At 62.4% G+C, this 14,786-nt stretch carries 13 protein-coding genes and 1 pseudogene; 10 read left to right on the top strand and 4 right to left on the bottom strand.

What is annotated here, in order from left to right; all coding sequences use genetic code 11:
• Positions 1-57: 57 nt before the first annotated feature.
• The 4 genes from MU846_RS10695 to MU846_RS10680 all read right to left on the bottom strand — a co-directional run bounded on the left by MU846_RS10695 (position 58) and on the right by MU846_RS10680 (position 4,756).
• The gene (locus MU846_RS10695; protein WP_246952555.1) at positions 58-1,731 is read right to left on the bottom strand and encodes an acyl-CoA dehydrogenase family protein; all 1,674 of its coding nucleotides are present in this window, start codon (positions 1,729-1,731) and stop codon (positions 58-60) included.
• Positions 1,682-2,347: a TetR/AcrR family transcriptional regulator gene (locus tag MU846_RS10690; RefSeq protein WP_246952553.1), complete on the bottom strand. Its 666-nt coding sequence runs from the start codon at positions 2,345-2,347 to the stop codon at positions 1,682-1,684. Before MU846_RS10690 ends, MU846_RS10695 begins: the two co-directional genes overlap by 50 nt.
• 407 nt (positions 2,348-2,754) lie before the next feature.
• Positions 2,755-4,407, bottom strand: coding sequence for a chaperonin GroEL (gene groL / locus MU846_RS10685; RefSeq protein ID WP_246952551.1), 1,653 nt, complete (start codon positions 4,405-4,407; stop codon positions 2,755-2,757).
• A gap of 58 nt (positions 4,408-4,465) precedes the next feature.
• A complete protein-coding gene (locus tag MU846_RS10680; protein WP_246952549.1) occupies positions 4,466-4,756 on the bottom strand; it encodes a co-chaperone GroES in 291 nt (96 codons plus the stop codon).
• Between the two features lie 347 nt (positions 4,757-5,103).
• Between MU846_RS10680 and MU846_RS10675 the strand changes: the two genes are divergently transcribed.
• From MU846_RS10675 to MU846_RS14760, 10 genes and pseudogenes are all read left to right on the top strand, one after another.
• The gene (locus MU846_RS10675; RefSeq protein ID WP_246952547.1) at positions 5,104-5,862 is read left to right on the top strand and encodes an SDR family oxidoreductase; all 759 of its coding nucleotides are present in this window, start codon (positions 5,104-5,106) and stop codon (positions 5,860-5,862) included.
• 77 nt (positions 5,863-5,939) lie between these two features.
• Positions 5,940-6,230 (top strand): MGMT family protein, encoded by a 291-nt coding sequence (locus MU846_RS10670; RefSeq protein WP_246952545.1) that lies wholly within the window; start codon positions 5,940-5,942, stop codon positions 6,228-6,230.
• 80 nt (positions 6,231-6,310) lie between these two features.
• Positions 6,311-7,687: an AmpG family muropeptide MFS transporter gene (locus MU846_RS10665; RefSeq protein ID WP_246952542.1), complete on the top strand. Its 1,377-nt coding sequence runs from the start codon at positions 6,311-6,313 to the stop codon at positions 7,685-7,687.
• Positions 7,684-8,559, top strand: coding sequence for a ketopantoate reductase family protein (locus tag MU846_RS10660; protein ID WP_246952540.1), 876 nt, complete (start codon positions 7,684-7,686; stop codon positions 8,557-8,559). Before MU846_RS10665 ends, MU846_RS10660 begins: the two co-directional genes overlap by 4 nt.
• Before the next feature lie 123 nt (positions 8,560-8,682).
• Positions 8,683-10,698, top strand: coding sequence for a TonB-dependent receptor plug domain-containing protein (locus tag MU846_RS10655; protein ID WP_246952538.1), 2,016 nt, complete (start codon positions 8,683-8,685; stop codon positions 10,696-10,698).
• The gene (locus MU846_RS10650) at positions 10,695-11,252 is read left to right on the top strand and encodes a cob(I)yrinic acid a,c-diamide adenosyltransferase (RefSeq protein WP_246952536.1); all 558 of its coding nucleotides are present in this window, start codon (positions 10,695-10,697) and stop codon (positions 11,250-11,252) included. Before MU846_RS10655 ends, MU846_RS10650 begins: the two co-directional genes overlap by 4 nt.
• Positions 11,245-11,643 carry a YkvA family protein gene (locus MU846_RS10645; protein ID WP_246952533.1) on the top strand — a complete coding sequence of 133 codons (399 nt, stop codon included), beginning with the start codon at positions 11,245-11,247 and terminating at the stop codon, positions 11,641-11,643. Before MU846_RS10650 ends, MU846_RS10645 begins: the two co-directional genes overlap by 8 nt.
• An 87-nt stretch (positions 11,644-11,730) precedes the next feature.
• On the top strand, positions 11,731-13,041 hold the full coding sequence (locus MU846_RS10640) for an ATP-binding protein (protein ID WP_246952531.1): 1,311 nt from the start codon (positions 11,731-11,733) through the stop codon (positions 13,039-13,041).
• A gap of 147 nt (positions 13,042-13,188) precedes the next feature.
• Positions 13,189-13,902: a response regulator gene (locus MU846_RS10635; RefSeq protein ID WP_246952529.1), complete on the top strand. Its 714-nt coding sequence runs from the start codon at positions 13,189-13,191 to the stop codon at positions 13,900-13,902.
• Positions 13,856-14,237: pseudogene (locus MU846_RS14760) on the top strand (transposase); the annotation flags it as partial. The gene MU846_RS10635 and the pseudogene MU846_RS14760, both read left to right, overlap by 47 nt.
• Positions 14,238-14,786 lie beyond the last annotated feature (549 nt).

Below are 14,786 nucleotides of genomic sequence, written 5' to 3'. Positions count from 1 at the left end.
GCGCCCGCGAACGGAGCACTGCACCAGCGTGGCGTCCATGCCGCCGCTGGCGCGGGCTCAGGCATCCTGACGGCCGCGCTCGATAATGGTGCGTACATCCAGGCCACGCGGCAGGGTGCCGTACTGTCGATCGCCCAGGCCGCCGAGTCGCGAGGCAATAAAGGCTTCTGCCACGGCACTGTTGCCCGCTTGTACCAGCAAACCCGCCTGCATGGTCAGCGCCAGCTGATCCACCAGATGCCGGCCGCGATATTCCGCCTCGTCCAGATCAACGAACTCGTCCTGCAAGGCTTTTACCGCACGATCAAGGCGTGCATCCGCACCGGCACTTTTCGCCAGCTCCGCAAACCAGGCATCCAGCACTGCGGGGGTTTTGCCTACTGCACGCAGCACATCAAGCGCCTGCACATTCCCCGAGCCTTCCCAGATCGCATTGATAGGCGCGTCCCGGTACAGTCTCGGCAAAATGCAATCCTCCATCACGCCGTTGCCACCGATGCACTCCATCGCCTCATAGGCATGATGCGGCGTGCGTTTGCAGATCCAGTACTTGCCGACTGCCGTGCCCAGGCGCATCAGCAGTTGCTGTTGTGCATCGTCCAGATGATCCAGCGCCTCGGCCATGCGCAAGGTGATCGCCAGCGAGCCTTCCAGCTCCAGCTGCAAATCCGCCAGCACATTCTGCATCAACGGCTGATCGATCAGCGTTTTGCCAAAGGCGCTGCGGTGCGCAGCATGGTGAATCGCCTGTAGCGTTGCCTGCCGCTGGCTGGCCGCCGAGCCGATCATGCAATCGAAGCGCGTCATCGCCACCATCTCGATGATGGCCGGCACGCCGCGCCCTTCTTCACCCACCATCCAGCCCAGTGCTCCACGCAGCTCCACTTCCGACGACGCATTGGAGACGTTGCCCACCTTGTTCTTCAGGCGCTGCACCTGCACCGGGTTCTTGCTGCCGTCCGGCCGCCAGCGCGGCACCAGAAAGCAGCTCAAGCCACGCTCGGTTTGCGCCAGCATCAGGAATGCATCGCACATCGGCGCCGACAAAAACCACTTGTGGCCCACCAGCTCGTACGCTTCGCCCGGCCCACCGGCACCCAGCGCATAAGCACGCGTAGTGTTGGCGCGCACATCCGAGCCGCCCTGCTTCTCGGTCATACCCATGCCGATCGTCAGCGCCTGCTTTTCCATATGCGGCACGTTGCGCGGGTCATAGTCTCTGGCGTGCACCTTGCCCAGCCACTGCTCGGCAATGGCAGGCGTCAGTTGCAAGGAGGGCGTGGCCGCAAAGGTCATCGTCACCGGGCAGCAGTGGCCGGATTCCACCTGGCTGTGCAGGTAGTATTTCGCCGCTCTCACCACTTGGGCACCCGGCCGGGGATCAACCCATGGGCTGCTGTGCAGGCCCTCGGTAAGCGCCAGCTTCATCAGTTCGTGATAAGCCGGGTGATAACGCACCAGATCAATGCGATGCCCGAAGCGGTCATGGGTATCGAACTGCGGTTTGAATTCGTTGGCGCGGTAGCCCCACTCGATCACATCGGGCCGGCCGCACACCTCACCGTAACGCTGCAAATCCGCTTCGGCCCAGCTGCCGCCATGCCGCGCCAGCCCTTCGCGCAGCGCAGTATCGCCGGCAAACAGATTGTGGTTCTCCAGCGCTGTGCTCTGGTTGAATACCTCATGCGTGGCCGCGAGCGCGTCCGGGCGCAAATCCATCGGTTTGGTCATGATCATTCTCCTGTTCAGCCAGCCTCGCACCCGTGGCGCGCAGGCAAAAAAGTGTCAGTTCGTGAATCACCGGCTCATCGGCTTGATGATCCGCCAGCGGGCCGACCAATGCCTCCGCCAGCGCACCGACCAGCGCCGCAGCCGCCAGGCGCGTCGGCTGAGGCGGCAGTTCACCAGCACGCAGCCCCGCAGCAATCACCTGCTCGAACAGCTCGGCATAAGCCGCCCGATAGCGCAGGCGCTCCGCATCCACTGCCGGATCAACTGGCTCGGCAATCAGGCCCCATGCCAGCCGGGGCGCACGCAATGCCCGGCGGGCAAAGCAGCCGATGGCTGCTCGCAGGCTCGCCACCGCATCCGGCTGGCCTGCCAATGCCGCCGCCACCGCTGCTACCTCGCGCTCCGTTGCACGGCGAAATACCTCCGTGGCCAGCTCATCCTTGGCGCGGAAATAACGGTACACCGTCCCCACACCCATGCCCGCTCGTGCCGCCAGGGCCTGCACCGTGAGCGCAGCAAAACCACCCTCGCGCACCAGCGCCTCGCCGGTGGCAAGCAGCAGCTCCCGCTGCGCCGCCTTGTGCTCCCTGACCTTGCCTGTTTCACGGTACGCCATAGCTGAATCCATATTCACTTCTTGGCCAAGTGAATCACGATTCAGCCCTATGGAGCAACTAGTTCACGTGCCACTGGCGCACCTCAAGCGGACGCGAGGACGCAGAACAGCCCAGTTCGCCTCGCTGCGACGGATTCTGTGCCGAGCACCGCAGCGACGTGGCAGCTGCTCTCTCGGTGGCGCGGCCATTGGCGGAGCTGCCAAGCGTTGCTGTGGCGCGGCCGCAAGGTTGCACCGTGGTCATAAAGGCGTGCCAGAAGGGAGCCGAACACGGCCAGAGAAAGGGAAAAACGGGGCAAAAACAGGGGAAATCGGCAAAAAAGAAAGCCCCGCGAGGTTCAGCTCGCGGGGCTGTCTGACGGCGCCTTGCGGCGCCGAGGGAGCGGTATGACCGCGTAGCAGGGCGCTTACATCATGCCGCCCATGCCACCCATGCCGCCCATACCACCCATAGCGCTCATGTCCGGCCCGCCTTTGTTATCTTCAGGCTGGTCGGCCACCATGGCTTCGGTGGTAATCATCAGGCCCGCGATGGACGCAGCGGCCTGAAGCGCGGAACGGGTCACCTTGGCCGGGTCGATGATGCCCATGTCGAGCATATCGCCGTACTCACCGGTGGCAGCGTTGAAGCCGTAGTTGCCGTCGCCGTTGCGCACGGTCTGCACCACAACCGAGGCTTCTGCACCGGCGTTGCTGGCGATCTGGCGCAGCGGTGCTTCCAGCGCACGGATTGCCAGAGCAATACCCACGTTCTGGTCTTCGTTGTCACCTTTCAGGCCAGCGATATTGGCCAGTGCGCGCACCAGCGCCACACCACCGCCCGGTACCACACCTTCTTCCACCGCTGCGCGGGTTGCGTGCAGGGCGTCGTCAACGCGGGTCTTCTTCTCTTTCATTTCCACTTCAGTGGCTGCGCCAACCTTGATCACGGCCACGCCGCCTGCCAGCTTGGCCACGCGCTCTTGCAGCTTTTCGCGATCGTAGTCAGAGGTGGATTTCTCGATCTCGGCGCGGATCTGCTCAACGCGCGCCTTGATGTCACCTTCGTTGCCAGCGCCGCTGACGATGGTGGTGTTTTCCTTGTCGATGTTGACCTTCTTCGCGGTGCCCAGATCTTCCAGGGTAGCGCTTTCCAGGCTCAGACCGACTTCTTCGGAAATCACGGTGCCACCGGTCAGGATAGCGATATCCTGCAACATGGCCTTGCGACGATCACCAAAGCCCGGCGCTTTCACTGCCGCGCACTTGATGATGCCGCGCATGGTGTTCACTACCAGCGTGGCCAGCGCTTCGCCTTCAACGTCTTCAGCGATAATCAGCAGCGGCTTGCCTGCTTTGGCAACGGCTTCCAGCACCGGCAGCAGCTCGCGGATGTTGGAGATTTTCTTGTCAACCAGCAGCAGGTAGGGGTCTTCCAGTTCTACCGCCATTTTTTCCTGGTTGTTGATGAAGTACGGGCTGAGGTAGCCGCGATCAAACTGCATGCCCTCGACGACTTCCAGCTCGTTCTCAAGGCTGGTGCCCTCTTCAACGGTGATCACGCCTTCCTTGCCCACTTTTTCCATGGCGTTGGCAATGATCTGGCCGACGGAGCTGTCGGAGTTGGCGGAAATGGTGCCCACCTGCTCGATGCCTTTCGAGGTTTCGCACGGTGTGGACAGCTTTTTCAACTCGGCAACCACGGCGGTGACTGCCTTGTCGATCCCGCGCTTGAGATCCATCGGGTTCATGCCGGCAGCAACCGACTTCAGACCTTCGTTGACGATCGCCTGCGCCAGCACGGTGGCGGTGGTGGTGCCGTCACCGGCTTCGTCGTTGGCTTTGGAAGCAACTTCCTTCACCATCTGCGCGCCCATATTCTCGAACTTGTCCGCCAGCTCGATTTCCTTCGCGACGGAAACACCGTCTTTGGTGATTACCGGCGCGCCGAAGGATTTTTCCAGCACCACGTTACGGCCTTTCGGGCCCAGCGTTACCTTGACAGCATCAGCCAGAGTGTTGACACCACGCAGCATGCGCTGGCGAGCTTCGTCACGAAACAGAACTTCTTTAACGGCCATCTCAAATTCCTCAACTTAAATTCGGGGGTATATACGGCAACAGCTGAAACGTGCCGGATCAGCCTTCGACAACGGCCAGGACTTCGCCCTCGCCCATGATCAGCAACTCTTCACCATCGATCTTGACGGTGTTGCCGGAGTACTGGCCAAAGATCACCTGATCACCCACCTTTACGTCCAGCGGCCGGACATCACCGTTCTCGGCGATCTTGCCCTTACCCACGGCCAGCACTTCACCACGGGCCGGCTTTTCAGCCGCAGAACCAGGCAGCACGATGCCGCCAGCGCTCTTGGTTTCTTCTTCAGCGCGGCGAACCACGATGCGGTCATGCAAAGGACGGATTTTCATTGCCTCTGTTCTCCTGTTGAGGTTCAAGCAAGTTGCAGTTTTCAGTGGCAGCCTGGAAGCGCGCCGGCCTGTCGGCCCTGGCACTCTCCCCGACCCAGTGTTAGCACTCTCTATGAGCGAGTGCTAATCATAGTAACCCGCCTCGGTGAGTCAAGAGGGCCGGGCCTCGCCTGCCGCACCGGGCAGCTGCGCTGTAGGTAGGGGCGGCAGCGCCACTTTTCAAGAGGCCGCCGGGGGCGGGCATCTGCTTTGCTGCGGGCGCGGTTGGCAATGTCATTGCAGGCCCGCGCCACAGGCCGCCATAATGCGGCCACCCTAAACATGCTGTTTAACGAGGAAGCCAGCCGATGGACGTGAAAGACAAGGTCATCGTAGTGACAGGGGCCGGCCGTGGCCTGGGCCGTGCCATTGCCACAGGGTTTGCCCGCCAGGGCGCCAAGCTCGCCTGTGTGGATCTGAATCAGGCCGATATCGACGAGACGGTAAACCAGTGCAAGGCCGCTGGCGGTGATGCCCGCGCTTATCTCGCCAACGTCGCCAAAGAAGAAGACGTGATCCAGCTGTTCAATAATGTCGTGGCGGATTTCGGCAGCCTGCACGGGCTGGTCAACAACGCCGGCATCACCCGCGATGGCCTGCTGGTGAGAGCCAAAGACGGTGAAATCAGCACCATGAGCCTGCAACAGTGGCAAGCGGTGATCGACGTCAACCTGACCGGGGTGTTCCTGTGTGGCCGCGAAGCCGCCGCGCACATGATCCGCCTGGGTGTCGAGGAAGGCGTGATCGTGAACATCTCGTCGCTGGCCCGCCATGGCAGCTTTGGCCAGAGCAACTATTCTGCCGCCAAGGCCGGCGTAGCGGCCATGGCCGAGGTGTGGGCCAAAGAGCTGGCACGCTATAACATCCGCACCGGTGCGGTCGCGCCCGGCACCATCAACACCGACATGATCGCCGCGATGAAACCGGAAGCCCGCGACCGGCTGGTGGGCGCTGTGCCGCTCAAACGCCTGGGCGAGCCGGAACACATTGCCATGAGCGTGCGGTTCATTTTCGAAAACAGCTATTTCACCGGCCGCTGCATCGACACGGACGGCGGGCTGCGCTAGGTCAGGCGGCGCCAGGCCAAGCCGCAGCCAGGCCAAGCCGCAGCCAGGCAAAGACGCACCGAGCAGAGACGCGACAGATGGAAACAGGCTCCTTCGAACAGGCGGTGTGGCAAATCGTCGGCGCCGTGCCACCGGGCCGTGTGTGCACCTACGGCCAGGTTGCGCAACTGGCCGGCTATCCGCACCATGCACGGCACGTCGGCCGTACGCTGGCGCGGCTGCCGCCCGGCTCGAAGCTGCCGTGGCACCGCATAGTGCGCGCCGATGGCCGCCTGCCGCTCGGTGACGAACAGGCCACACGGCTGCGTCGGGAAGGCGTGCCGGTGCTGGCCGGCCGCGTACGGCTGACCCTGCTCGGCTGGCCGTGACCGCCCGCGCACAGGCATACTTGGCGGCTTGTGCTGCTCTTTCCATGTCTTTCTTTCGCCCCCTGTGCTGAAGGCTGCCGATGCGACCTCGTTTATTCCCCAACCCTGCCAGCAGGCTGAAAGGCTATTTTTCGCGGCGCATGCTGACGCTGCTGGCACTGGGGTTCGCCAGCGGCCTGCCGGCGCCCTTGGTGTTTTCCAATCTGTCGCTCTGGCTGCGGGCGGAAGGCGTCAGCCGCACGGACATCGGCCTGTTCGCGCTGGCAGCCACCCCCTATGCCATCAACTTTCTCTGGGCGCCATTGATCGACCGCCTGCGCCTGCCCTGGCTGACCGATGCCCTGGGCCAGCGCCGTGCCTGGATTCTCCTGAGCCAGCTATTGTTGATGCCGGCGATCTTGTGGATGGCGTTGACCTCGCCTGCGGATCACCTGTTCATGATGGCGGTGGCAACATTGATGGTCACCACCGTCAGCGCCACCCAGGATATCGGCGTGGACGCCTACCGCATTGACGTGCTGGAGGCGGATCAGCTTGCCACCGGCTCATCTGTGGCGATCTGGGGCTGGCATCTGGGCGGCACCGTGATCGGCGGTGCGGGCGGGCTTTATCTCGCGCACGCCTTTGGCTGGAGCGTGGCGTATCAGGTGCTCGCATTAGCAGTGCTGATCGGCATTGTGGCGACCCTGCTCGGCCCCCGGCCGGCGGTGCGCGTAACGGCCGCCATCAGCGACGAGGAAGCGCGCACCCGCGCACGTTTTGCGCAAACCATGCCGCCCCGCCGTGCGGCGGTGATGGCCTGGTTGCACAACGCCGTCATAGCACCGTTTGCGGAATTCGCCCGCCGCGATGCCTGGGTGCTGATTCTGGCTTTCATCTTTTTGTTCAAATTCGGCGACGCCATGCTCGGCCGCATGTCCGGTGTGTTTTATCAGGAGCTTGGTTTCGAGCTGGATGAAATCGCCGATGTCGCCAAGCTGTATGGTTTTGCCGCCAACATGCTGGGCGTCATGGCGGGCGGCCTGCTTGCCCATCGCCTTGGCTTTCTGCGGGCGCTGTTCGTGGCCGGGCTGCTGGCCGCCGCCACCAACCTCACCTATTCCGCGCTGGCCATGGTCGGCCAGGAGCGCTGGATGCTGATGATCGCGGTGATCTCGGACAACTTCACCGGCGGCCTGGTAACAGTGGCGTTCGTGGCCTATATCTCCAGCCTGTGCAACGTCGCCTACACCGCCACGCAATATTCCCTGTTGTCCTCGTTGGGCAATCTGTCACGCATCTGGCTCTCCGCCTCCAGCGGTTATCTCGTTGACCGCCTTGATGGCGACTGGGCACTGTTTTTCATCATCACCGCCGCACTCGCTCTGATAGGCCTGCCGCTGCTGTGGCTGCTGATCCGCCGCTTCCCCCTGCCCGCCGACGCTGCGCAGCCCGGCGCCGTGAGCCCGCGACCATGAGCCTTCACTGGCATATTCTCGGCGCCGGCAATCTCGGCACACTGGCAGCGTTCTATCTGCGCCAGGCGGGTTTTTCCATGTGCCTCGCCGGGCGCCCGGAGGCGCCACGCCGGCTGACATTTCCCGACGGGCGCAGCCATGATCTGCTCCTGCCCGGCGATGACGGCGCGCCGATTCGCTATCTGATTCTGGCCACCAAAGCCGCACAAAGCCTGCCGGCGTTGGCGCCGCTGCGACCACGGCTCGGCACCGGCACCACGCTGGTTCGCTTGCAAAACGGCCTGGGCAGCCTCGACCATCTGCCGCCGCCACATCCCCACATTATCGACGCCGTGGCCAACAGCGGTGCCTGGCGCGAGCCGCTGCCCGGCGGTGGCGAACACATCCATCTGGCGGCCGAAAACACCACCCTGCTAGGTGATGGCCACTCGCAACCGCCGAGCTGGTTTGGCACGCTGGCCGACCATTGGCCGCAATTGAGCTGGCGCCCGGATATCCGCTTGCAACAATGGCTGAAGCTGTCACTCAATGCCGTCATCAATCCACTGACCGCACTGTATGATTGCGACAACGGCGCACTGCTGGCCGATAGCCGCCTGCAACCACGCTTTGGCGCCCTGGCAGAAGAAATCGACGCGCTCGCCCGCCACCTGCTGCCCGAGTGGCCCGGCGAGACAGCTGCCCGGGCGCGAGCGCTGGCACAGGCCACGGCCGGCAACACGTCATCCATGCGCGCAGACGTACGCGCCGGGCGCGCCACCGAGATTCACTACATCAACGGCTATCTGTTGCGCCAGGCCGAACAGATCGGCATGGCACTACCGGAGCACCAGCGAATCGTAGCGGAAATCCTGGCGCTGCATCGACCCTGATCCGCCAACGACTCTGCTACCATTGCACGCCCGGTTGTTGGCCACAGCGAAGCGGGCTTTAATCGCTCATAGCCTCATCGACTTTCACCGGCCGCCCCGCGCAGCCTGACGAGGAATTACAGGATGTTCACACCTGCAGCACCCTTTCCCTTCCGGCCTGTTGCGGCCTTCGCCCTGGCCGCCACCGTCATCAGCACACCCGCCCAGGCCGAAGCGCCCGGCCAGTTGCAGCCGGTGCACGTCAGTGCCTCGCGCACCGGCGAGCAGACCGCGCGCCTGCCCGCCGGCAGCGTGGTGCTGACGCAAGACGACATCGCCCGCCTGCCGGCCCGCGATCTGGCCGAGGTGCTCGATACTGTCGGCGGCCTGCACGCCACGCGCTACTACGGGCTGGGCGACAGCCGGGTTGCCGTGGGCATGCTCGGTTTCGGCGAGAATGCCACCGCCAACACGCTGGTGCTGCTCAATGGCCGTCGCCTGAACGATGTGGATCTGACCGGTGTCGATTTCTCGGCCATCCCGCTGGCGATGATCGAGCGCATCGAAGTGATCCCCGGCAGTGGTGCAGTGCTATATGGCAACGGGGCGTCGGCCGGCATCATCAATATCATCACCCGTGAAAATCCCGACACCGGCGGCGGCATCAGTGTTACCGGCGGCAGCTTTGACACACGCATCGGCGATGCCTGGGGCGCGGCCAGCAATAGCCGCAGCAGTATTCTCGGCAGCGTGCGGGCACACAACAGCGACGGCTATCGCGACAATAACCGCATGCAGCAGCGCTCCGCCTTTGCCGACCTGCGCCACCGCCTGGACGACACCACCTTTTACCTCACCGCACAGGCCGATACGCAAAAACTCGGTATCCCCGGCGGGCGGCTGGTCAGACCCGGCGTCACCAACGAATTTCGCGATGACCCGGAAGGCACTGCCACACCGCTGGACTGGGCCGAACAGGATGGCGTGTATGTGATGCCGGGCGTCGTCATCCATACGGAGGCGGTCAATATCCATCTTGAAGCCGGCGCACGCCGCAAGCGGCAGGAATATTATTACGACTTCAGTGGCGCCCCTCATTATGGTGAAACGGAAATCACCGGCATGAGCCTCACACCCCGCTTGACCGGCACCGTGCAAACCGGCCCGGTGCGCCACGACTGGACAGCAGGCTGGGAGCTTTATCACAGCGACTATGAATCCGACACCGCGGACAGCCCGGCCAATATCGGCAACCCCACGGGCACCAAGGATATCGAACAGCGCATGGAAGCCTGGTATGCCCAGAGCACCAGCCAGCTGACCGATACACTGCATCTCACCGCTGGCCTGCGCACGGAAAAGCTCACACAACAGACCGAAGAAACATCCCAGTTCGGTAACGGCGCCGAACGCACCAGCGATCGCTATGAGATCTATGAAGCGGGCCTGACCTATTTCCCGGCGCCGACGCTGGCGCTGTTCGTCAGCGGCGCCCGCAACGCCCGTGTGGCCACAGTAGACGAGCTCTCGCCAGCGTTTGGCCTGGGCACCCTGCGCCCGCAAACCGGCAAGCTCTACACCACCGGGCTACGCTGGCAGGAAGGGCCGCAACGCTCCGCGCTCACCTATTTTCGTGGCCGCTACGAAAACGAAATCATTTATGACCCCGGCGCCGGGCCCTCTGGCGGCAACGTGAATCTGGACGACGATACCCGCCGTGACGGCTTTACGCTCAACAGCCAGTGGGCACTGGACGATGGCCTGTGGCTGACATTCAACGCCACCCTGCAACAAGCGCGCTTTGTAAACGGCCCCTACGCCCGCAACGATGTGCCCGGTGTGCCGCGCCGCAGCGGCTACCTGCAATTCGACTGGCGCGCACTGGACTGGCTGCAATTGAGCGTGGCGCAGCGCTATGTCGGCAAGCGTTATATCGGTAATGATCTGGCCAACAATTTTGGCGAGCGGCTACGCAGCTACCGCTGGACAGACCTTTCCGCAACCGCCCGTTACCAGCAATTTTATCTGCGCGCAGCCGTGCACAATCTTCAGGATCGCAACGTCACGGATATTGCGTTTCTCGATCCCACCGGCGCGAGCTACACCACCTACCCCCTGCCGGGCCGGCATTACATGGTGGCAGTGGGAGCCGAGTTTTGAGCACCGACAAGCACCGCATCAGCCGCGTTACCACCCGCACCGGCGATGGCGGCGAAAGCGGCCTCGCTGATGGTTCGCGCCATTCCAAGGATGCGCCGGTGTTTGCTGCCATGGGCGATCTGGATGAATTGAACGCTGCGCTGGGCGTGCTGCGCAGCCATGCCTTGCCGGCTGATCTGGATGCCCCGCTCGATGAAGTGCAGCAACGGTTGTTCGATCTCGGCGCCGAGCTTGCCGTGCCCGGCATGCTACGGCTGACGGATGGCGACCCGGAAACGCTGGAGCACCACGTCAATGCGCTCAATGACGAGTTGCCGCCGCTCAAGGAATTTGTCTTGCCCGGTGGCACACCGGCAGCGGCCTGGTGCCATATGGCACGCACCATCGCCCGGCGCGCCGAGCGGCAGCTGGTGCACCTGCACCACACTGTGCCGCAAAACCCCGCCAGCATTGCCTATCTCAATCGGCTCTCGGATCTGCTGTTTGTCCTCGCCCGTGCCCTGAACCTGCGGCACGGCCACCCGGAAACCCTGTGGCGCAATCCTCATGGCTAAGATCAGCTCACTGCTTCGCACCCGTTTCCTGCGCTTCCGCAAGGAAGTCATCGTGTTGTGGTATGCCTTCCGGCACCCGGCCACCCCTGCCTATCTCAAGGGCCTGAGCGTGCTACTGGCACTGTATCTGCTCAGCCCGATTGATCTGATCCCCTTTGCGGTGCCGATTCTCGGCCTGCTGGATGATCTGATCATCGTGCCCATGGGCGTGAGCTTCGTGGTGAAAAGACTGCCCGCGCCCGTGCGCGAACAATCCGAGCAACAGGCCACCCGATGGATCGGCCAATATGTGAAGCGGCCACTGCTGTTTGCGCTGGGCGTGCTGCTGGCACTGCTGCTGTTCTGGGCCGGCGTGTTCTGGCTGATCCTGCATTTCTGGTTCGGTGCCTGACGACCAATATGAAAAAACTGTGCAGGCCCGCCCGGCCTGCCAGTGCTGCGCTATCATGCTGGCACTCTCGCCTGATTGAGCGTTGCCATGCACAGCATCCGCACCCGGCTTTTTCTCGTTCTCTCTGCCACCGGCATGTTTCTGGTGCTGGCCGCTGCCGCGCTGTATCAATTCAGTTTCGAGCACGCCTTGCAGGATTACCTTGAAAAGCGAGAGCGTCACCGGCTCACGGAATTCAGCGAGCGCCTGAGCGAGTATTACCAGAACGCTGGCGGATGGCCTGCCGGCGCCGAGACGCCACCACCGGGGCTGCGCGTGCCGCGACATATGGTGGTGCTTGACGAGCAACAACGCCCCATTGCCGGCGCGCTGACGCCATCTGCCGAGATCAGCTACCTGCCTATCGAGGCCAGTGGCCGCATTGTCGGGCAGCTGGGTTATCGCCCACGTTCCGACGTTTTCACCGATGGCATCGATCGCAGTTTTCAGGCGCGGCAGTGGCACACCTTGCTGCTCACCACCTGCATCGCCCTGCTGGTGGCGCTGCTGGGCTCCTGGATCATCTCGCGCTATCTGGTGCAGCCGCTTACCGCTATCGCGGCGCTGTCGCGGCGCATGGCCAACGGCGATTATTCGCGCCGGCTGGATACGCAGCGGCGCGATGAACTCGGCGCCCTCAGCCGCGACATCAACCATCTGGCCGCCAACCTGGAAGATGCCGCCCTCGCCCGCGACCGCTGGCTGGCCGATATTTCACACGAGCTGCGCACGCCACTGGCCATCCTGCAAGGCGAAATCGAAGCGCTGGTGGACGGCATCCGGCCCGCAGACCCGAAGCGCCTGGCCTCGCTCCACCATGAAATCCTGCACCTGCGCCGGCTGATCGATGATCTGCATGATCTGGCGCTGGCGGATGCCGGCACACTGCGCTACCGCATGGCCTCACTGGATCTGGCCGAGCTGATCGCCGAGCAGGCAGCCGTTTTCCGCGACAGCTTTCGCCAGCGCGAGCTGACCTTTCAGGCCCATGCAGGCACGCCCTTGCCCATCAACGGCGACGCCACACGCCTGCGCCAGCTACTTGCCAACCTGCTCCATAACAGCACCAAATACACCGACCCCGGCGGCCAGGTGCGCCTTGCCGCGCAACGTAACGGCACCGAGATCGAACTGACGCTGGATGACAGCGCACCGGGCGTGCCGGAAGACGCTCTGGAGCGCTTGTTCGATCACCTGTTTCGATCAGAAAGCGCTTCCCGCAATCGCGGCTTTGGTGGCTCCGGCCTGGGCCTGGCGCTGGCGCGCCGCATTGTCGAAGCACACGATGGCCAGATCAGCGCCAGCGCCTCGCCGCTGGGCGGGCTGCGCATCAGCGTGCGGCTCCCGGCCAGTCGATAACTGCGCGGGTCGCCGCCTTGAATATTGCAAACGCTCGCAACGCCAAGGTGAGACGAATCGATGCGTCCGATGGAAGAACCGAGGAAAGACGCAACGGAAAAATGCGACGGAAACCGGCACTAACAAGTTGCGAAAAAAGGGAACGCCATGAGCAATCAAATCCTGATCATCGAAGACGAGCCCAAGATCGCGAGCCTGCTGTCGGATTACCTGCAACACGCAGGCTACCAGGCCACGGCCTGCCACACCGGCGAGGACGGCCTGGCCCTGTTGCGTGACCAGCCTTTCGACGTAGTGCTGCTGGATCTGATGCTGCCCGGCATGGACGGGCTGGAAGTCTGCAAGCAGCTGCGGCGTTTTTCCAACGTGCCAGTCATCATGATTACCGCCCTCGTCGATGAAGTGGATCGGCTGCTGGGGCTGGAGCTGGGGGCCGACGATTATATCTGCAAACCGTTCAGCCCCCGGGAAGTGGTGGCCCGCGTCAAAGCCATGCTGCGCAGAGTGCAACTACAGAGCGACGGCAGCCCCGGCGATACCGGCGGCTTGTCACTGGATGAAAACCGCGTTCAAGCCATTTACCAGGGGCGTTCGGTGACATTGACCCTGGTCGAATTTGCCCTGCTCAAAACACTGGCGGAACACCCCGGCCACATTCGTTCCCGCCAGCAGTTGATTGATCGCATTTATACCGACAATCGCGTGGTCAGCGACCGCACTGTCGATAGCCATATCAAGAAACTGCGCCGCAAACTGGCGGAGGCTTTCCCGGAAACAGAGTTTATCCACTCCATCTATGGCGCAGGTTACCGGTTTGAAGCCAGCCCGGTGGAGCAGGAGGAAACGCCGGGGCCATCGTGATGCGGCGTGGCCGGCATTGTATCCGGTCGCCTATCTGATGCGTGATGAACTCGAACCTCGCGGGTTTTACCGTCGCTCTGGATCAACGAAAGCCAGGATAGCGGGTGCCACGAAGCTGAAAAAAGCGGCACTGCTGCATTAGCCCTGTTTGCGCGGCGCGGCTGACAAATTACCTCCACGGCATCTTGTCGCGTTGTCGACATCCGTTGAACACCAGCATCGTCGAGAGCATCAATAACACCATCAAGGTGATCAAACGCCGGGCCTACGGCTACCGGGATCAGGAGTATTTCTTCCTCAAAATCCGTGCCGCCTTCCCCGGTATTCAGCGATGAAACTTTTTTTAGCCCCTCTCCCCTTGTGGGACAAGCAAAGCGCAGAACAGCCGCAGGCTGGCCCGAAGGGTGAGCGAAGCGAATAAGGGGTTGGGGAGAGGGGGAGATTATGGCAAGAAATATATACTCGGCACTTGATCTAGAATGAAACTGGAAAACGATCAATATTTTTTTGTCTATGGAGTTTTCATCAAATTTCTACTGAAGATAACTGAAAGCAGTGCAACATGTAGCGGGCATCGTGCCAACTGCATGTTCGTCACCCCCTCTCCCCCAACCCCTCTCCCACAAGGGGAGAGGGGAGCAAAAAGATGATTTTCTCACCCTTGCGGCCCGCCTGAGGCTGTTCTGCGCTTCGCTTGTCTCGCCAGGGATAGAGCAGCAAAAAAAGATTGGTATTTTGGACAGGTGCTTACGCGGATATTGTAAATACCTCCCCCGAAATGACGATGAATATCTTTTCCCTGTTTGTCGTGCTGCTCGTTGTTATAATTATTGCGCTTTCTTCTGCTGGGGCTTCCGCCAGGCAACTGCTGCACTCTTTCGCAT

This window comes from Alcanivorax quisquiliarum, assembly GCF_023051175.1.
GTDB classification, from domain to species: Bacteria; Pseudomonadota; Gammaproteobacteria; order Pseudomonadales; family Alcanivoracaceae; genus Isoalcanivorax; species Isoalcanivorax quisquiliarum.
Note: the sequence above shows the minus strand (reverse complement) of the source record. Positions and strands in the feature narration are given on the sequence as shown.